The sequence below is a fragment of the Microbacterium sp. MTN4-26 genome, from assembly GCF_042846595.1.
In the GTDB taxonomy this organism is placed as follows: Bacteria; Actinomycetota; Actinomycetes; order Actinomycetales; family Microbacteriaceae; genus Microbacterium; species Microbacterium luteum.
The window spans coordinates 37,394-55,906 of the sequence record NZ_BTGO01000003.1 but is presented as its reverse complement, the minus strand read 5'-3'; the positions used below and the strand labels follow the sequence as shown (position 1 = coordinate 55,906).

Annotated in this window: 15 protein-coding genes and 1 tRNA gene; 6 read left to right on the top strand and 10 right to left on the bottom strand. The window is 69.8% G+C overall.

Annotation, left to right across the window (positions count from 1 at the left end; all coding sequences use genetic code 11):
• The first annotated feature begins 64 nt into the window (after positions 1-64).
• Together ACGG9C_RS03130 and ACGG9C_RS03125 are read left to right on the top strand one after the other, a co-directional pair.
• Positions 65-799 carry a response regulator transcription factor gene (locus tag ACGG9C_RS03130; protein WP_071043346.1) on the top strand — a complete coding sequence of 245 codons (735 nt, stop codon included), beginning with the start codon at positions 65-67 and terminating at the stop codon, positions 797-799.
• Positions 796-2,340, top strand: a complete 1,545-nt coding sequence (locus ACGG9C_RS03125; protein WP_071042846.1) for a cell wall metabolism sensor histidine kinase WalK — start codon at positions 796-798, stop codon at positions 2,338-2,340. Before ACGG9C_RS03130 ends, ACGG9C_RS03125 begins: the two co-directional genes overlap by 4 nt.
• A gap of 6 nt (positions 2,341-2,346) precedes the next feature.
• On the opposite strand, the gene ACGG9C_RS03120 is transcribed toward ACGG9C_RS03125, so the two are convergent.
• The gene (locus ACGG9C_RS03120; protein ID WP_228480972.1) at positions 2,347-3,915 is read right to left on the bottom strand and encodes an FAD-dependent oxidoreductase; all 1,569 of its coding nucleotides are present in this window, start codon (positions 3,913-3,915) and stop codon (positions 2,347-2,349) included.
• A 253-nt stretch (positions 3,916-4,168) separates the two neighbouring features.
• Here ACGG9C_RS03120 and ACGG9C_RS03115 point away from each other — a divergent pair, with 253 nt between their 5' ends.
• From ACGG9C_RS03115 to ACGG9C_RS03100, 4 genes are read left to right on the top strand one after another with little or no spacing between them, the layout of a single operon-like run.
• Positions 4,169-5,167 (top strand): PIG-L deacetylase family protein, encoded by a 999-nt coding sequence (locus tag ACGG9C_RS03115; protein ID WP_194384939.1) that lies wholly within the window; start codon positions 4,169-4,171, stop codon positions 5,165-5,167.
• Positions 5,164-6,096, top strand: coding sequence for an ATP-grasp domain-containing protein (locus ACGG9C_RS03110; protein WP_194384938.1), 933 nt, complete (start codon positions 5,164-5,166; stop codon positions 6,094-6,096). Before ACGG9C_RS03115 ends, ACGG9C_RS03110 begins: the two co-directional genes overlap by 4 nt.
• Positions 6,096-7,328: a glycosyltransferase family 2 protein gene (locus ACGG9C_RS03105; RefSeq protein WP_286717730.1), complete on the top strand. Its 1,233-nt coding sequence runs from the start codon at positions 6,096-6,098 to the stop codon at positions 7,326-7,328. The genes ACGG9C_RS03110 and ACGG9C_RS03105 overlap by 1 nt, the downstream gene beginning before the upstream one ends.
• Entirely contained in the window at positions 7,325-8,422 is a 1,098-nt protein-coding gene (locus ACGG9C_RS03100; protein ID WP_194384936.1) for a hypothetical protein, read from the top strand. Before ACGG9C_RS03105 ends, ACGG9C_RS03100 begins: the two co-directional genes overlap by 4 nt.
• On the opposite strand, the gene ACGG9C_RS03095 is transcribed toward ACGG9C_RS03100, so the two are convergent.
• From ACGG9C_RS03095 to ACGG9C_RS03055, 9 genes are all read right to left on the bottom strand, one after another.
• Positions 8,412-9,275, bottom strand: coding sequence for an FAD:protein FMN transferase (locus ACGG9C_RS03095; protein ID WP_336510687.1), 864 nt, complete (start codon positions 9,273-9,275; stop codon positions 8,412-8,414). The two genes, ACGG9C_RS03100 and ACGG9C_RS03095, sit on opposite strands and share 11 nt — an antisense overlap.
• A gap of 1 nt (position 9,276) precedes the next feature.
• Complete coding sequence (locus tag ACGG9C_RS03090) at positions 9,277-9,699, bottom strand: hypothetical protein (RefSeq protein WP_194384935.1); 423 nt, start codon at positions 9,697-9,699, stop codon at positions 9,277-9,279.
• A 96-nt stretch (positions 9,700-9,795) separates the two neighbouring features.
• Complete coding sequence (locus tag ACGG9C_RS03085; RefSeq protein ID WP_194384934.1) at positions 9,796-10,830, bottom strand: ribose-phosphate diphosphokinase; 1,035 nt, start codon at positions 10,828-10,830, stop codon at positions 9,796-9,798.
• Positions 10,820-12,271, bottom strand: coding sequence for a bifunctional UDP-N-acetylglucosamine diphosphorylase/glucosamine-1-phosphate N-acetyltransferase GlmU (gene glmU, locus ACGG9C_RS03080; protein WP_194384933.1), 1,452 nt, complete (start codon positions 12,269-12,271; stop codon positions 10,820-10,822). The genes ACGG9C_RS03085 and glmU overlap by 11 nt, the downstream gene beginning before the upstream one ends.
• Position 12,272: 1 nt before the next feature.
• A tRNA-Gln gene (locus tag ACGG9C_RS03075) sits at positions 12,273-12,344 on the bottom strand.
• Between the two features lie 63 nt (positions 12,345-12,407).
• A complete protein-coding gene (locus ACGG9C_RS03070; RefSeq protein ID WP_228480971.1) occupies positions 12,408-13,346 on the bottom strand; it encodes a sugar ABC transporter permease in 939 nt (312 codons plus the stop codon).
• On the bottom strand, positions 13,346-14,974 hold the full coding sequence (locus ACGG9C_RS03065) for an ABC transporter permease subunit (RefSeq protein WP_194384932.1): 1,629 nt from the start codon (positions 14,972-14,974) through the stop codon (positions 13,346-13,348). The genes ACGG9C_RS03070 and ACGG9C_RS03065 overlap by 1 nt, the downstream gene beginning before the upstream one ends.
• Positions 14,975-15,056: 82 nt before the next feature.
• On the bottom strand, positions 15,057-16,298 hold the full coding sequence (locus ACGG9C_RS03060; RefSeq protein ID WP_071042835.1) for a maltose ABC transporter substrate-binding protein: 1,242 nt from the start codon (positions 16,296-16,298) through the stop codon (positions 15,057-15,059).
• Between the two features lie 99 nt (positions 16,299-16,397).
• Complete coding sequence (locus ACGG9C_RS03055) at positions 16,398-18,428, bottom strand: beta-galactosidase (protein WP_194385464.1); 2,031 nt, start codon at positions 18,426-18,428, stop codon at positions 16,398-16,400.
• Between the last annotated feature and the right edge of the window lie 85 nt (positions 18,429-18,513).

Below are 18,513 nucleotides of genomic sequence, written 5' to 3'. Positions count from 1 at the left end.
TTTCACAGCATCCGCATAGAACTCGCCATAGGAATCGCATAGCTTGATCTCCACAATGGGTGTCATGACCACCCCGATCTCCGCGAACGCCCTCACCCGCCCTGACGGATCGCCCTTGCGCGTTCTCGTCGTCGACGACGAGCAGATGCTGACGGACCTGCTGTCGATGGCGCTGCGCATGGAGGGATGGGATGTGCGCACGGCGGCGTCGGGTCTGCAGGCGCTCCAGGAGACACGGGACTTCGCGCCGGACGCACTCGTGCTGGACATCATGATGCCCGACCTCGACGGGATGGCGGTGCTGCAGCGGCTGCGCCAGTCGGGCAATGACGTCCCTGTGCTCTTCCTCACCGCGAAGGATGCCGTCAGCGACCGTGTGGCGGGGTTGACCGCCGGGGGCGATGACTACGTGACCAAGCCGTTCAGCCTGGAGGAGGTGGTCGCGCGTCTGCGCGGGCTGATGCGGCGCGCGGGAACGGCGCTGTCGGCGGAGGCCGAGCCGATCCTCCGCGTCGGCGACCTGTCGCTGAACGAGGACAGCCACGAGGTCATGCGCGGCGCCGACGAGATCGAACTGACAGCGACGGAGTTCGAACTGCTGCGCTTCCTCATGCGCAACCAGCGTCGGGTGGTGTCCAAGGCCCAGATCCTCGATCGGGTCTGGAACTACGATTTCGGCGGGCGCTCCAGCGTCGTCGAGCTCTACATCTCCTACCTGCGCAAGAAGCTCGACGCCGGACGCGAGCCGCTCATCCACACCGTCCGCGGCGTCGGCTACATGATCAAGGCGCCGCAGTGACCTCACGTCCCTCGGTGCGCGGCCGCCGCCGGTGGAGCCTGCAGGCGCGCCTGATCACCGCGATCGTGGCCGTCGTGGCGCTCATCCTCGTGATGGTGGCGATCGCCACGAGCGCCGTCCTCGGTCGCGTGCTGCAGGACAACCTCAACGCACAGGTGCAGACCGCCGCCCAGCAGACGGCGGGGACCCTGCTCGACCTCAAGGTGCCGCGCGATGAGCAGCAGGTCACGGCGTCGGAGGTCCTTCAAGCCGGGAATCAGCCACAGGGAACGGTCCTCGTGCTGCGGGGCGGGATCGACGGCACCCAGACCGGCGCATACGTCGCGGGCCCGGGAGAGATCGTGGTGCTCACCGCGCAGCAGGTCGAGGACATCCTCCTCGGAGTCACGACGCCCGATTACACGACCGTGTCGATCGACGGGCTCGGCGACTACCGGATGTTCCCGTATCAGTCGCTCGGCTACGTCGCATACGCGGGGATGCCGGAGTCGGGTGTGCAGCAGACGGTCACCCCGATCATCACGTCGGTCGTGCTCATGACCACCGGAGGACTCGTCCTCCTCGCCGTGATCGTGGCGTGGATCGTGCGCCGCTCTCTGGCGCCGCTGCGCGCCGTCGCCGCGACGGCGACACGCGTCGCGAGCCAGCCGCTGGCCGAGGGCGAGGTGTCCATCACCGAGCGGGTGCCCGAGGATCAGACCGACGAGAACACCGAGATCGGCCGGGTCGGCCACGCGCTGAACACGCTCCTGGACCACGTGGACTCCTCCCTCGACGCCCGTCAGCGGAACGAGGAGCGGATGCGGTCGTTCGTCGCCGACGCCAGTCACGAGCTGCGCACCCCGCTGGCCTCGATCCGAGGCTTCTCGGAGCTGTCGCTGCGAGCCCTGCGCGCCCATCCGGACTCGCCGCAGGCCGCGGAGACCACCGAGCAGTCCCTCGAGCGGATCCAGGCGCAGTCGGTGCGGATGACCGACCTCGTGGAGGACCTTCTGCTGCTGGCCCGGCTCGATGAGGGACAGGAGCTCGTCTACAGTCCGATCGATCTGACCCAGGTCGCGGTGGAGTCGGTGGCCGACGCGCGGCCGGCCGGACCCGAGCACGAGTGGATCCTCGATGTTCCGGACGAGTCGCTCTACGTCGCCGGAGACGCCACCCGCCTGCATCAGGTGGCGGCGAACCTGCTCGCCAACGCCCGCACCCACACCCCCGCCGGGACCGAGGTGACCGTGAGCGTGAGCCGGGAGGACGGCGACGCGGTGCTGCGCGTGCACGACGACGGCCCGGGTGTCGATCCCTCGATCGCCGACGAGCTGTTCGAGCGGTTCTCCCGCGCCGACCGTTCCCGCGCCCGCAAGAGCGGCGGAACGGGACTGGGCCTGTCGATCGCCAAGGCGATCGTGGCCGCGCACGGCGGCAGGCTCTCGGTGCAGAGCGAGCCCGGCGACACCACGTTCGAGGTGCGGATCCCCGCACGTCCCGCGGACCCCGCGGCCGCTCCGGCGGATCGCGCCGTCGATTCCGACGTGTCGGTTCAGTAGCCCGAGTCAGTAGCCCGAGAAGGCGTCGGTCGTGATCGACCGCGCCTTATCGAGCGCGGGCGCAAGATCCGCGATCAGTCGTGGCGGACCCGAGATGTAGGCATGGCGCATCGCGATGTCTGGCACGACCCGCAGCAGGCCGTCGGCATCCAGTCGCACTCCGCGCGCCCAGCGCCAGTGCGACGGCAGCTGGTCCGGTTCGTCGCGGGTGAAGACGATCACGGGAACGCCGGACGCCTCGATCTCGTCGCGGAACACCAGTTCGGACGCCTCTGCGGCGACGTAGACGAGCACGACGTCGCGATCCTGATCGGTCAGTCGCCCCTGCCGGAGCTGCGAGACGAACGGCGTGACGCCGATCCCAGCGGCCACCATGAGCACCGGGCTCGTGGTGCTGGACGGGAGCAGGAAGTCCCCCCAGACGCCGGTGACAGCCAGCGACGATCCCTCGGTCACCTCGGCGAGCGCTTTCTTGTAGCTGCTCTGGGCCTTGCCCGCCGTCACCGCATCCCGGAACGCGACCCGAACCTCGGGAGCGTCGGCGGGCGCCGAGACGATGCTGAACTCGCGACGGGTTCCTCGCGCGTCGGGCCGGTGGTGCGGAACATCGAGCTCGAGGAACTGGCCCGGGTCGAATCGCAACGGTCGCTTGGCGCGGAAGCTCAGCTCCTGCACCGTGGGCGTGAGGTGGCGACGGCCGATGAGCGTCAGGCGCACCGCTGTGCGGAACGTGAACGCGAAGGCGAGCAGGTTCCCGATGAGGAGGGCGCGTTCCTGCCCGAGGCTGACCGCGCCGAGGTCGATGGGCCACCCGGCGAGAACGCCCACGAGGGCGGCCACGCTCAGCTGCTGCCAGCGACGAGGCGGCAGCGTGAGCGGCTCGGAGAGCATGAAGGCGCCGAGGAAGAGGAACGGCGAGGCCCAGATCACCGGCCCCACGATCTCCGCTCCTGCCACGGTGATGCCCGCCTGCTGGTACTGCACCGCCGTCCGCAGCACGCCCACGCCGACGGCGACGACGAGGAAGAGCGCGACCACGCGCACCTTCTCGGTACGCCACAGCACGGCCAATCCGAAGAGGATGACCGGCGCGGCCAGCACCGGCGTGCCCACCCACCACGACGACGCGCCGAGCGCCGGCACGGCGGCGCCGAAGAGGGTGAGGACGGTCGCCCCGACGGCGGCGGGGTTGAAGATGTGACGGCCCCGCCACGCGAGCAGGTACTTCGACGCCGAGGCGACGACTCCGGCGAGGGCGATGCCGGCGAGCGCCGCGGGATCGAGAGTGGGTCGCAGCACGAACAGCAGGATGAACGAGGTGATGAGCGCGGACTCGAGCCGCAGCGGGAGCCGCAGCACCCGGTGGGCGATCGCATCCGTCGCCGCACTGACCAGGAGCAGCACGGCGAGCGTCGCGAGCAGCTCGAGCGGCCCGGGCGCGACGAGCCCGAAGACGGACACCACGAGGGCGACGGCGCTCAGCCCGACCAGCGCGAGGAACACCACCCGATACATCGACAGGCGGCCGAGCACCGCGAACACGCGGTTCGAGAACGAGGTCAGCGTGGCGATCACTCCCCCACGCTAACTCTCCCGGCGCATGTCCCGGCTCCCCGTGGACGGGCGCACGCGTGTCGCAGACATCCCAGAGCACCCGAAGCACAGCGCCGGATCCGTGAAGAAATCGTGAAGAATCCGCCCAGGTGCCTCACCACCCGTTGTCTCGACGCACGTCGGGACGCATGCTGTCAGCCTGCGGGGCGACACTGGGGAGTGGCCCGGACGGCGAGTTCGTCCGGAGACGGCCCCGCGGGCTGGGGGTCACACCATGCACGTCATCGATGCCGTCGTCGCCGCCTCCTGTGCGGTGATCGTTCTCGGAGCATGCTCGCTCCGAGGTTCCGACCGGAACCGGGAGCGAGCGCGAAGCGGTTGTCTCATCTCTGCTGCGCTGCTGGTCATCGCCGTTCTGAACCTGCTCGTCGAACTCGCCGACCGCGCGGGCGACCCTGCCGCGGTCGCACTGCACAGCGCGACGCTCGTGATGCCGCTGGTCCTCGTCGGCCTCGGTCTCATGGGGATTCGCGGCGTGACCGCCGAAGCTGGAGCGGCGACCCCGCTGCGGGTCGTCGCCATCGGCGCGCATCCGGATGACCTCGAGCTGGCCGCCGGCGGGACCCTGGCGAGGTGGGCCTCCGAGGGCGCGCACGTTCACGGCCTGGTGATGAGCCACGGGTCGCGAGGCGGCGATGCCGAGCGACGGATCCATGAGGCGGTCGCCGGGGCTCACGCGATGGGACTCGTCGACATCGACGTCCTCGACCACCCCGACACGTGTCTGGCCGAACACGCGAACGAGATGGTGCTCGCCATCGAAGACACGCTCCGGCGCATCGAGCCCGACATCATCATCACCCACTCGCACCACGATGCGCATCAGGACCACGCCGCTGTGCACGATGCGGTCATGCGCGCCGCGCGCCGTGCGACCTCCATCCTGTGCTTCGAATCCCCCTCGGTGACCAGCGAGTTCTCGCCGACCGCCTTCGTCGACATCAGCGCCCACCTGCCGGCGAAGATCGCCGCCGTGCATCGCCACCGGGACCAGTCCGGCAAGCCCTACATGGGAGCGGATCGGCTGCGCGGCATGGCCGCCTTCCGCGGCAGCCAGGGCCGCGTGGAGTTCGCCGAGGGATTCGAGCAGATGCGGATGCTCGTGGGCGACCACCGCGCACCGAGCATCGTCCGCTCCGAGCACCGCGCGGAGACCCTCGAAATCCGCACCGCATCGACGCGGCTCGAGCCCGTCGACGGCAGGCAGCCGTGAAGACCGTCCTGCTCACGGGCGTCGGTGGACCGGCCGGACGAGCGCTGGCCGCGCAGCTGCGGCCCTTCGCGTTCGCCGACGATCCGGTCTTCACGATCGGTGCGGACATGCGGGAGCTCGCCTCCTCCGATGCCCGGCTCGTGCTGCGCATTCCCCCCGCGACCTCGTCGGAGTATCTCGCCACGCTGCACCACCTGCTGGAGTACTACGAGGTCGACCTGTTGATCCCGACGGTGTCGGAGGAGCTCCCGATCGTCGCGGTCGCGGCACCCCTGCTGGCGGGTGTCCGACCGTCGATACCCGGCCACCCCGGAGCCGCCCTGCCACCGGAGCCGCCACGCCGCTCCGTCGTGATCGCGTCGGCGGCCGCGGTCGCCCTCGCCTCGGACAAGCTCCTGACGATGCAGACCCTGCGACGCGCCGGCGTCGGCGTTCCGGACTTCGCCGACGCGGGCGAATTCCACACCGCGGCATCGGCCCTGCGCGTGCTCGGCGGCCCGCTCGTGCTCAAGCCGCGGATCTCGCGCGGCGCGCGCGGTGTCTCGGTCGTGCGGCACGCGAGCGATCCGTGGCCGGCATCGGGGGCGCTCATCCAGCGCTTCGCTCCCGGCACCGAGTACTGCGTGCAGATCCATCGACCCGTCGGGGCGGATGACGGCGCCGTCGTCGTCCTGCGCAAGACGGCGTTGAGCGGCGGAACGATCGGGAACGCCGTGAGCTGCGTCGTCGATGAGGGCGCGGTCGACGTCGGAGACATCGCGTGGGCGGCGGTCACGGCCCTGGGGGTGACCGGCCCTGCCGATGTCGATGTCCGCCGCGACGACACGGGCCTTCCCGTCGTCCTCGAGGTGAACGCGCGGTTCGGCGCGCAGTCCGCGGCCGCACCGGCTGTACTGTCATCGGTGCTTCGTGCGCACGGGATGCCCTGATGATCGAGGCGGTGATGCTCGTCGCGGGGATCGCGTGGATGCTGTTCGCAGTCGCGCGACTCCTCCTCGCCCCGTTCGCGATCGCCGAGGAGATCCGTGACCGTGTCCGCCGGTCCACGACGCCGCCGCCGACGCTGTCGGTGAGCGTGGTGGTGCCGGCCTACAACGAGGGCGTCGTGCTCGACGGCTGCGTGCGCTCGATCATCGCCCATGCCCCGGCCGGCCTGGAGGTCGTGCTGGTCGACGACGGTTCGACCGACGGCACGTTCTCGCGGATGCGCGCGCTCGCGGGCGAGTACGCGGGGGTCATCGCGATGACGCAGGAGAACGCGGGAAAGGCCGCGGCCCTGAACGCCGGCATCGCACGCACCAGCGGCAGCATCGTGCTCCTCGTCGACGCCGACGGCGTGTTCACGGCGCAGACCTTCACCGAGCTCCTCCGGCCCTTCGCCGATCCGACGGTCGCGGCGGTGTGCGGCGACGATCGCCCCGTCAACCTCGACCGCGTGCAGACGCGATTCCTCGCGGTGATCGGGCACGTCGGAACGGGACTCATGCGTCGAGCCCAGTCCTTCTTCGGCGTGCTGCCGGTCGTCTCCGGGAACGCCGGCGCCTTCCGCCGCGCGATCCTCGACGCGGTGGGTCCACTGCGCGCCGGATGCATCGGGGAGGATCTCGAACTCACCTGGCGCATCCACCGCGCGCACGGACGTGTCGTGTTCGCCCCCCGCGCGGTGGTCTACGCCGAGTCCCCGTCCACCCTTCGCGGGCTCTGGCGGCAGCGCGTGCGCTGGGGGCGCGGGCTGCTGCAGACGGTGCGCGTGCACGCGGACCTGATCGGGCGTCCGCGCTACGGACTCTTCGGACTCTCTCTCGCGCCGCTTCTGGTCGCGTCGGTCGTGCTGCCGGTGGTCCAGGTGGCCGCCCTCCCCCTGCTGGCCATCACCCTGATGACGGGGGCGGTGGGGGTGGATGCCGACATCTGGGGGGCGCTGCTGTGGCTGGGCCTTCCGGTCTCGGCAGCGCTGGTCCTCCTCGCGGTCTGTCTCAACGACGCCTGGGCGGATCTGCGCCATGCCTACGCCCTGCCGCTGTGGCCGGCGTACTCGATGATGATGAGCGCCGTCATGGTGGCAGCCATCGCCGGTGAGGCGCGAGGGCGTCCGGCGGCGTGGAACAAACTCGTGCGCACCGGCGTCAGGTCGCCGCGTCCGGTCGGAGCGGAGCCGTGAGCGGCGGTGCGCGTGCAGTCGCGGGCCTCTCGGTCGCCTTCCTCCTCGCGTCCTGCGCGCCTTCCCCGGCTGATGATGACGCCGGTGCCGACCGCGCGGTGGTCACGACGATCGGGATCGGCTTCGAGACGCTCGTCGGCGACACCGACTGGGCCGACCTGGTCGATCACCTGCGAGAGGCGGACGTCGGCGAAGTCTCGCTCGCGGTGGGGCGCATCGACTGGCTCGCCTTTCCCCCCGACCTCGTCGGCGAACCCTCCTCGGAGGTCATCCGGTCCGGACGGGACTACGTCGAAGAGGCCCTCCAGCAGCTGCGGCCGTGGACCTCCGACGGAGGGCGGCGGGTGACCCTCACGATCGATGCGCTGGCTCCGGCGCTCCTCGCTGCTTCGCCGCACCTCGCGGGAACGACGGCCGACGGCCGACGAAGCGACGATTTCCCGTCGCTCGCCGCCTGGGCAGGCCCCGTGGGCGCAGACCTCGTCGCGCTCGCCGAGGACATCGCGCAACGGTACCGTCCGGATGAGGTCGCCATCACGGAACTGCTGGCCGATCACACCTTCGGGGCCGACGACCTCGCGTCCTTCCGCGAGCATTCCGGGCTGACCGCGTGGCCGATGACCGCGGACGGACGGATCCGCACGGATGCCCGGGAGATCGCGGCATGGCGAAGCGACGCGATCACCGAGCTGGTGGGGAGGGTGGCGAACGCGGTGCATCGCCACGACGTCGCACTGGCGGTGGATGTGCGTGTCGACTGGGAGGACCCCGCCGCCGGACGCGCCGACTCCGGCCACGACTATCGCGCCCTGCTGTCGGTGGCGGATCGACTGATCCTGTGGTGCTACGTCGGACTGGTGGATCGCGCGCCCGCCGAGGTCGGCTTCGTCGGTCGCGAGCTCGCCTCAGCGGGTGTCGACCCGATGCGCGTGGTGCTGTCGGTGGGACTCTGGGACGATGACGGCACGCTCAGCGCAGACGACCTGCGCGACGCGCTGACCGCGATCGAGGGACGGATGCCCGCGGGCGTCACGCCGGTGTCGTCGATGACGGAGGCGCACTGGGCCGCCATCGCGGCCGCTGTCACGCGGTGAACAGACGTGCCGCGCACCCCGGGGAGTACTCGGCACGACCGTCGGTGGTCATGCGCACCCACGCCACGCCCCGGTCGTGGGCGAAGCGTGGACCTCCGTCGAAGAAGAGGGCCGTCGCGACGGCATCCGCGGTCATCGCGTCGTCGGCGACCGCCCAGGTCGCGACGATCGTTCGCACCGGCTCTCCCGTGCGTCCGTCGATCACGTGGTGCAGCCCGTCGCCCCACGCACGCCGGTTCGTCGCCGAGGCGCACAGCGCCGCATCCTCAAACTCCCACACGCCGATCACCCGATCCGGGTCGTACGGATGCTCGAGGCCGACGCGCTCCACCGCGCCCCGCGAGCGCAGGTCGCCGCTGGCGTCCACCACGAGCGGGCCGGCAAGGTGATGCAACGACTGGAACACGAGATCCACCAGTCGCCCCTTGCCGAGCGCGCCGACATCGATCGTCGCCGGACGGGTGAGCGTGATCTCCCGTCTCGTCCACGAGAGCACCTCGCGCCACGGAAGCGCCGGGTGGACGCCGGCCGGACGCAGCGTGAGGTCGGCGTCGTAGCCGAGGGCTTCCAGCGCGTCTCCCGCGAGCGGCGTCACGGCGTCTGCCGTGGCCTCCGCCGCTGCGGACAGCGTGTCGAGCAGCATCACGGCGTCCGCCGGCGCCGGAGCAGAGCCCGCACCCCGAGCGAGAGCGGCGACGACCGAGTCGTCACGGAAGCGGGACCAGGAACGGTCGAAGTCCTCGATGAGGTGCCCGACGCGCGCCCGGTCGGCTCCCGGGACCGGTTCGGGTGTCTCGACCCGCCAGGGCACGCCGATGGCATCGAATCGCCACATCGCGGGTGCGACGGTCACCTCACGCCGCCGCGTCGGCCTTGATCTGGTCGAGGGCCTGCGTGAAGCCGCCGCTGGTCAGCGACGAGCCGGCCACCCGGGTCACCGAGACGTCGTCGATGTCCTTGCCGACGACCTCGGCGGCGATGCCGCCGACGAACTCGGACTGGTAGCGCTCCGACTCGGCGTTGGTGGGGTCGCCGACCACCTCGACGGCCGTGATGACGTCGTCCTCCAGGGTCACGGTGACCGTCACCACCTCCACCGACTCCGGTGTGGCATAGGATCCCTCGGCGGTGTAGGTGCCGTCGGTGTAGGGGGCGGCGCTTCCGGAGGAGCCCGCAGCGTCGGCACCCGCGCTCGAGCAACCGGCCAGAAGGGCGGCGCCGACCACGCCGATGCTCGCGGCGGTGACACGGACGGGGGTGACGGCACGGACGGTCATGAGATCTCCTGGGGATCGAGCGGCGTGGTTCCACCCTGACAGCGACACCACGGCGCGGCGTCTGGCCGGCCTATGAATGGCCTGTGGGAATCGCGCTCAGGCGGCACCGTTGAACATGCTCGTGACCGAGCCGTCCTCGAAGACCTCGTGGATCGCCCGCGCCAGCAGCGGCGCGATGGGGAGCACCGTCAGCGTCGGGAAGCGCCGGTCGTCGGGGATGGGCACGGTGTCGGTGACGACGACCTCGTCGATCGCCTCGCTCTGCAGCCGCTGCGTCGCGGGGTCGCTGAAGATCGCGTGGGTCGCCGCGACGATCACGCGGAGCGCTCCGTTCGCCTTCAGCGCCTCGGCCGCCTTCACGATCGTGCCGCCGGTGTCGATCATGTCGTCGACCAGCAGGCACACGCGCCCCTCGACATCGCCGACGATCTCGTTGACGGTCACCTGGTTCGCGACATTCGGGTCGCGGCGCTTGTGGATGATCGCCAACGGCGCCCCGAGGCTGTCCGACCAGGTGTCCGCGACGCGCACGCGCCCGGTGTCGGGCGAGACGACGGTGAGCTGCGAGCGATCGACGCCCGACAGGTTCTGCTCGAAGTACTCCAGCAGCACGGGCTTGGCGAAGAGATGGTCGACCGGGCCGTCGAAGAAGCCCTGGATCTGGGCGGCGTGGAGGTCGACGCTCATCACGCGATCGGCGCCGGCGGTCTTCAGCAGATCGGCGACAAGGCGACCGCTGATCGGCTCGCGTCCGCGTCCCTTCTTGTCCTGGCGCGAATACGGGTAGTAGGGCGCGACGACGGTGATGCGCTTGGCGGATGCGCGCTTGGCCGCATCCAGCATGATGAGCAGCTCCATGATCCACTCGTTCACCGGAGGACCGAAGGACTGCACCAGGAAGACGTCGCAGCCGCGGATCGAGACTTCGAACCGGGTCAGGATCTCCCCCGAGGCGAAGGTGCGGTACTCGGTGGGCACCAGCTGGGTGCCGAGGGCCGTGGCCACATCTTCGGCGAGCGTGTGGTGAGAACGGCCGGATGCCACCACCAGGCGCTTCTTGGTCTTGGCGACCAGTCCGGGTGCGACCTCGTGCTCCCGATCGAGCTCGACCGTCTTCTTCTTACGCGCCATCGTCCGCCTTCTGTGTCGACCGGGACCTCGCCGCCGCCTCCGCCGCCGCAGTACCCGCTCTGTTCTTCTCGACCCACCCCTCGACGTTGCGCTGAGGGGCGACGCTCAACGCCAGGGCACCCGAGGGCACGTCCTTGCGAATGACGGCTCCCGCGCCGGTCTTCGCGCCGTCACCGATTCTAACGGGGGCGACGAAGACGTTGTGCGAGCCGCTGTGCACGTCATCGCCGATGACGGTGCGGTGCTTGGCGAGGTCGTCGTAGTTGGCGGTGATCGCACCCGCACCGAGGTTGACGCGATCGCCGATCTCGGTGTCGCCGATGTACGACAGGTGCGGCACCTTGCTGCCCGAGCCGATCGTGGAGTTCTTGACCTCGACGAACGTGCCGATCTTCCCGCTGCGACCCAGCTCCGCGCCGGGCCGCAGGTACGCGAACGGTCCGACGGTCGCGCGCTCGCCGATGATGGCGAACGTCGCATCGGTACGGGTCACGGTAGCGCCCGCACCGACCTCGCAGCCGACGAGGCTGGTGTCGGGACCGATGGTCGCACCCTCCCCCACGGTCGTGGCACGGAGCACCTGCGTTCCGGGGAGCAGGGTGACATCCGGGGCGAGCGTGACGTCAACGTCGATCCACGTGGTCGCAGGATCGAGCACGGTGACGCCCTCGAGCTGCCAGCGCCGGACGGTGCGGGCGTTGAGGGCACGGGCGGCCTCCGACAGCTGAACACGGTCGTTGACCCCCAGCGCCGCCGCGGTGTCGGGCGCGACCGCCGCGCCCACCGGCCGCTGCGCGGCCCGGGCGAGGGCGATCACGTCGGTGAGGTACTTCTCCCCCTGGGCGTTGTCGGTGCCGATCTCGGCCAGGTGCACCCGCAGCGCGTCGATGCGGAACACGTACACGCCGGCGTTGATCTCACCGACGCCGCACTCGGCGTCGGAGGCGTCCTTCTGCTCGACGATGCGCAGCACGTCGCCGGACGCGTCACGGATGACGCGACCGTATCCGGTCGCGTCATCGAGGAGCGCGCTCATGACGGTGACCCCCGCGGCGCGCTCGCGGTGGGCGGCGACCAGCGCCGCGAGCGTGTCCGACTGCAGCAGCGGAACATCGCCGCTGAGGACCACGACGTCGCCGTCGAAGTCGGCGAGGGCGTCGAGGGCGACCTCGACGGCGCGCCCCGTGCCCGGCACGTCGTCCTGGTCGACCACGATCGCGTCCGGGGCCTGTTCGGCGATCTCGGCGGCGACGAGGTCCCGCTCGTGGCGCACCACCGTCACCACGCGCGCGGGCTGCAGGGCCTGCGCGGTGGCGAGCACGTGGCCCACGAGAGAGCGGCCGCCGATGCGGTGCAGAACCTTGGGTGTCGCCGACCTCATCCGCGTGCCCTGGCCGGCGGCGAGGACGATGACGGCCAGGGATGTGTCGGTGTTCACCATGCTCCGCCGCCAGGACTCGAACCTAGACCTCACAGCTCCAAAGGCTGTCGTGCTGCCATTACACCACGGCGGACCGCGGCCGTCTCGGGCCGCTCCCCCAGTCTGCCAGCCTTTCCGCTGGGGAACCGCCGGGTGCTCAGCCCTTGACCGCCCCCGAGGTGAGGCCCCCGACGATCCAGCGCTGCAGGGCGATCACCAGGGCGACGATCGGAATCGCCCCGACGATCGCACCGGCGGTGAACAGTCCCCAGTTGGACTGCAGCAGGTCGGAGACCCACCCGTACATCCCGACGGCCAGCGTCCACTCGTCCTGCGAGCTGAGCACCAGACGCGCGATGACGAACTCGTTGAAGGTGGCGACGAAGCTGAGCATCGCGACCACCGCCAGAACGGGGACCACGAGGGGGAAGATCAGACGCCAGTAGATCTGCGCGTGGGTGGCGCCGTCGATCTTCGCCGACTCGTCGATCGACACCGGAACGGTGTTGAAGAACCCGTACATGAGGAAGGTGTTCGCGCCGAGCGCGCCGCCGAAGTAGACGCAGATCAGGCCGAGCTTGGTGTTGAGCCCGAGCGCGGGCACGACTTCGCCGATCGCGAGCAGCATCAGGAAGATCGCGATGAAGGCGAGCGCCTGCGGGAACATCTGGATGATGAGGAGCGCGGACAGGCTCACGCGCCGTCCCGTGAAGCGGAACCGCGAGAACGCATACGCCGCCGCCGCACCCATGAGCACCGATCCGATCGCGACGGCCACCGAGATGGTGAGGCTGTTCACCATCCACGTCCAGTAGCGCGTCTCGCCCAGCGCGAGGTAGTTGTCGAGCGTGAACTCGCTGAACAGGGCGGTCGCGGCGGAGAGGCTGCCCCGCGGATTGAGCGACGCCGACAGCGCGTACAGCAGCGGGAAGATCGCGTAGAAGATGACGACGAGGGCGAAGAGGTACTTCCAGCCCACGTCGACGAACCACCGCCTGCGACGGACCGCGCGGCGGCTCGGGTCGACGGCGATCAGCGACTCGGTCTCCGTCCGGGTGCGGACGGTCCCCTCGGGCATCACACGGTTCTCGGACATCACTGGAACTCCTCCAGTCGGCGGGTCTGTCGGAAGGCGATCGCGGCGATGATCCCGACGAGGACGAACACGACGATCGCCAGCGCGCTCGCGAGACCGAAGTCGGCGGCGCCGCCGGAGACGCCCGAGATGCTGTAGATCGCGGTGATGAGGATGTCCGTGCTGCCGAGCGCATACGGAGCTCCGGGAATGGATGGACCACCCTCGTTGAAGAGGTAGACCAGCGGCAGGTTGTTGAACCCGACGGCGAAGGACGAGATGGCCAGCGGCGCGGTGGAGACCAGCAGCAGCGGGAAGATGATCGACCGGAACCGGCGGACCTTGCCGGCACCGTCGATCTCGGCGGCCTCGATGGCGTCCGACGGAATGGACTGGAGCGCCCCCGTGCACACCAGCAGCCAGTAGGGATAGCTCAGCCAGACGTTCAGCCACAGCAGCGCGATCTTGGCGAGCCACGGGTCGCCCAGCCAGTTGATGTCGGCGCCGAAGAAGAACAGATCGTTGATGATGCCGAACTCCGCATTGAACATGCCGCGATACACGAGCGCGGACATGAACATCGGGAACGCGTACGGGAGGATGAAGATCGCGCGCAGCACGCGGCGCCCCCGCACCCGGGGATCGTTGTAGATGAGGGCGAAGAGCAGGCCGAGCCCGAACGGGAGGACGACCGAGAGGGTGGCGAACACGAGCGTCCACACGAACACGATCGACAGGGCCTCGAGGAGGCGGGGATCGGTGAAGAGCTCGAGGAAGTTGTCGAGTCCGACGTTGACGTACCACCCGGTGGGAAGGCTGCTGCCGTCGGCGGCGACGAAGCTGCCCTCATCGGTCGCGTCGTAGACCGTGCCCGTCGTCGTGTCGGTGATGGTCTGCGCCTGTTCATCCCACACGAGGGTCGATTGGTACACCGCGCCGCTCGATCCGTCGCGGGAGCGGATGGCGCCGTCGTTCGGATCGTCGGAGACCGGCACACGCAGATCGACCACGGTCTGCTGCAGGTCCTGGTCGCTGAGCAGGCGCGATCGGTCGACGGGGGTCCAGCCGGGTACTTCGGTGGGAGCGCCGGCCGCGACGGTCGCTCCGGTGTCCGAGAGCGGCTCGAGCTCGCTGCCGACGAGGACCTCGCCGCCGTCGTTGATCGCGAAGCCGATCTCGCCGAGCCCGCGCTCGACCACAGCCAGCCGATAGGTCGGCGAGCCCTCCACCCGGCGCTCGCCCTGGATCAGGGCGGCCTCGACCGCCTGATCCTGCGTGACGTTGTGGCCGGTGCCGTAGTTCGTGAAGGCGATGTAGGCGGTGTAGCCGAAGATGAAGATCTGGAAGGCGAAGAGGAAGACGAGCCCGGGCAGCAGGTACTTCAGCGGCATGGCGCGCTTCCAGAAGTACACGACGTCCGCTGCGACCAGGAGCACGACCAGCACCGCCAGGATCACCCACGACTCCACCCGCAGCGCCGAGATGATCGCCGCGAGACCCGCGGCGTTGACGATCATCATCACGACGAGCTTCACGATGAAGCCCCAGCCCCGGCCGTTCCAGCGCCGTGCGTGCGCGTCGCGCGGCCGCTTGTCCGGCTGTTCCTCCTGGGGCGGGGCGGCCTCCCCCGTCTGTTGGTGCACCGACATCCTCGTCCTCCTCGTGACGGAGCCTCTTGTGGAATCGACCGGTGGTGGGATCGGCTGTCACCGACCCCACCACCGACGGGGATCAGCCGCCGAGTGTGGCGTTGAGATCCTCGATCATCGTGTTCCACGTGGACACCGGGTCCGCGCCGGCGATGATCTGCGCCTCAGCCGCGTTCCAGTACTCCCACACCGACCCCATCTCGGGGATCGAGGGCATCGGCACGCCGTTCTGCGACGAGGCCAGGAAGCCCGCGATGATCGGGTCCGAAGAGACCTCTTCGGCCACCGTGGACCAGGCCGGGATGCGCGGGTCCGCCTCGTAGAGTGCGCGCTGCGCCTCCTCGGTGGCGATGTAGTTGACGAGGAACTCCTGCGCGATCAGCGCGTTCTCGCTCTGCGAGCTCAGGTAGAAGCCCTGCACGCCCACGAAGGGAGCAGCGGGCTCGCCACCGGCCGACGGGATCGGGTTGACGGCGACGTCGACATCGGGGAACGAGGCGATCGCCCACGGGCCCTGCACGGTGTACGCGGCTTCGCCGGAATTGAACAGCTCGTTGTTGATGTCGTAGTCGATCGTCGTCGACAGGTATCCGGCACCGTCCTCGCCGTTCTCGCTCAGCCACTGCGCGAAAGCCTCGCCTTCGGGGCCGGCCATCCCGACCTCGCTGGTGTACGAGCCCGACTCGTCCTGCACGAAGACGGGGGCGCCGAAGGAGGTCTGGAAGCCGTACATCGTGTAGCCGTCGCCGGTCTGACCCTCGGTGTTGATGACGAAGGGGCGCTCCGCGCCGGACTCCTCACCCGCCGCGATCATGTCCTCCCAGGTCGCGGGAGCCTCCTCGCCGACGAGTTCGGTGTTCTGGATCAGAGCAACGGTCTCCAGCGAGTAGGGCAGAGCGTAGAGCTGACCGTCGTAGGTCATCGCCTCGAGGGCGACCGGCTCGAACTCCGACGCCTTCTCGCCGAGGTCGAGCGTGTTGACGACGCCCGAGGCGACGAACTCGCCCAGCCAGTCGTGAGCTCCGATGGTCATGTCCGGACCCTCACCGGTGGGGACCTGCGCGAGGAAATCTGCGCGCAGGTCGGCGAAGTCCTTCTGCACCAGCGTGACGGTCGCGCCGGTGTCGGTCTCGAACTGCTCGGCGGCCGCAGCGACGGCGGGCTCGCGATTCTCGTCCACCCAGACGGTCAGCTCCACGCCGGAGGCGTCGACGGCATCTCCGCCGTCATCGTCGGTGGTGGCGTCTCCGCCCCCGCTGCAACCGGCCAGCAGGGCGGCGGTGGCGGTGAGGGCGAAAGCACCCGTGATCCATGACTTGCGCATGTGAATTCCTTTCTCGGGGTCGTCGTCGTCCCGGTGGGGATCGCGTCTTCACGACCGGATGTGGAGCCGTTGCTCCGGATCTTCAGTTGTCGGTGCTGTTCAGTTGTGGGTTCGGTGGGCGGTGGGAGTGCGGACGACGGCGATGCCGCCGGCGGCCAGCGTCAGTGCCGACTCGACGTCGGTGTCCGAGAGCATCTCGCGTCCCGTGGCCGGCACGGTCACGGGGACGTCACGGTGATTGACGGCCACGAGGTAGTCGGCGTCGTCGCCGTGACGCGTGACCACTTCGACGCCATCGGGCAGGTCGCTCCGTTCGATGCCGGCGTCGCGATACACCTCGGACATGACCGCGGCGAGCGCGTCGGCGTCGAGGCGGGTGCTGAGATACCACGCCACGCCGTCGCCATGCGCATTGCGCGTGAGGGCCGCGCCGCCCTCGGCGGGACCATCGAGGTACCGGGCGACGACCTCGGCGGTCGTGGGGATCACGGCGTCCTGCCAGACGTCGGCGCCGAGCTGGCCGTCGCGTCCGTCGTTCCAGGCGAGGCGGCACGTCTCGTCCTCCCGGAGCGGAAGGAACTCTTCGATCTGCAGCCCCAGCACCTCGTGCAGCGGAGCGGCGTATCCGCCCTCGTGCACGGCGTCGTTCTCGTCGACGATGCCCGAGAAGAAGGACCAGACGAGGGTGCCCCCCGCGGCGACGTAGCGGGTGAGATTGTCGGCGTCGCTCGCGCGCAGCAGGTACTGCGCCGGGGCGATGACGAGCCGGTAGCCGCCGAGGTCGTGGCCCGGGAGGGCGAAGTCCACGGTGATGTTGTCCTTCCAGCACTGCTCGTAGAACTGCCGGATGCGCTCGGCATGCCGCACATCGACCGACGGCCGCCATTCGAGGTCCTGCGCCCAGAACGACTCGAAGTCCCACAGGATCGCCACGTCGGCTCGCACCCGCGAGCCGCGCACCTCGCCGAGTCGAGCCAGCCTCGCCCCCAGTTCGGTCACTTCGCGCCAGACCCGGGAAGTCGTGCCGGCGTGGGGAAGCATCGCGGAGTGGAACTTCTCAGCACCGCCACGGGAGGCACGCCACTGGAAGAAGAGGATCGCGTCGGCACCGCGCCCGAGGTGGGCGAGGGAGTTGCGGGCCATCTCGCCGCGGCGCTTGGCGACGTTGCGCGGCTGCCAGTTGACGGCGGAGGTGGAGTGCTCCATGAGGATCCACGGCGCACCTGCGCCGACCGAGCGGGTCAGGTCCGCCGCCATCGCGAGTCCGATCTCGCCCTCGCGGTCGGCTGCCCAGAGGTAGTGATCGTCGGCGACGATGTCGACCTCGCGCGCCCACGCCCACAGGTCGGTGGTCCAGCTCTGGTTGGCCATGAAGTTGGTCGTGACCGGCTGGGTGGCGTGCCGCCGGATGGTGTCGCGCTCGAGGATGAAGCATTCGCGCAGCTGGTCGTCGGTGAACCGGGCGTAGTCGAGCCGCTGGGCCGGGTTGACGACGGATGCGGATGCCGCCGGGGCGGAGATCTCCTCCCAGGCGTGGTACCACTGGCCCCAGAAGGCGGTCCCCCAGGCGGCGTTCAGGGCGGCGAGGGAACCGTAGCGCTCCTGCAGCCACACACGGAACGCGGCGACGGCGTGCGCCGAGTAGTCCTCCCCGACGGGCGTGCCGTACTCGTTGTGGACGTGCCACATGACGACGGCCGGGTGGTTCGCGTAACGCTCCGCCAGCGCGTCGGTGATCCGCACGATCGCCTCACGGTAGGCCGGCGCCGAGTGCGAGGCCATGCCCCGGGAGCCGTGCGTGAGGGTGACACCGTCCCGCGTGACGACGCGAGCATCGGGATGGGCGGCGTAGAACCACGCCGGCGGTGCCGCGGTCGGGGTTCCCAGGTCGACGCGGATCCCGTTTTCGTGCAGCAGGTCGATGACGTCGTCGAGCCAGGCGAAGTCGAAGACCCCCTCGGATGTCTCCAGCAGCGCCCACGAGAAGATGCCGATGCTGACGAGATTCACGCCGGCGGTGCGCATGAGCGCGACGTCCTCGTGCCAGATCTCGCGCGGCCACTGCTCGGGCGAGTAATCACCGCCGTAGGCGATGCCGTCCACTTTCGGCCACTCGATGTCGCCCGCCATGACCCTCCGTCGCGTCTCGGTCACCGATGCTGTCTGCCGAAGCGCGTGGCCGAAGCGCGCGCGTCGGCTGCCGGGAATCGATCCG

Coding starts and splice junctions, on each gene's coding strand:
- ACGG9C_RS03085 (WP_194384934.1), bottom strand. CDS start 10,830: ATGGCGCGTAAGAAGAAGACGGTCGAGCTCGATCGGGAGCACGAGGTC.
- glmU (WP_194384933.1), bottom strand. CDS start 12,271: ATGGTGAACACCGACACATCCCTGGCCGTCATCGTCCTCGCCGCCGGC.
- ACGG9C_RS03065 (WP_194384932.1), bottom strand. CDS start 14,974: ATGTCGGTGCACCAACAGACGGGGGAGGCCGCCCCGCCCCAGGAGGAA.
- ACGG9C_RS03060 (WP_071042835.1), bottom strand. CDS start 16,298: ATGCGCAAGTCATGGATCACGGGTGCTTTCGCCCTCACCGCCACCGCC.
- ACGG9C_RS03070 (WP_228480971.1), bottom strand. CDS start 13,346: ATGTCCGAGAACCGTGTGATGCCCGAGGGGACCGTCCGCACCCGGACG.
- ACGG9C_RS03115 (WP_194384939.1), top strand. CDS start 4,169: ATGCACGTCATCGATGCCGTCGTCGCCGCCTCCTGTGCGGTGATCGTT.
- ACGG9C_RS03055 (WP_194385464.1), bottom strand. CDS start 18,428: ATGGCGGGCGACATCGAGTGGCCGAAAGTGGACGGCATCGCCTACGGC.
- ACGG9C_RS03130 (WP_071043346.1), top strand. CDS start 65: ATGACCACCCCGATCTCCGCGAACGCCCTCACCCGCCCTGACGGATCG.
- ACGG9C_RS03105 (WP_286717730.1), top strand. CDS start 6,096: ATGATCGAGGCGGTGATGCTCGTCGCGGGGATCGCGTGGATGCTGTTC.
- ACGG9C_RS03090 (WP_194384935.1), bottom strand. CDS start 9,699: ATGACCGTCCGTGCCGTCACCCCCGTCCGTGTCACCGCCGCGAGCATC.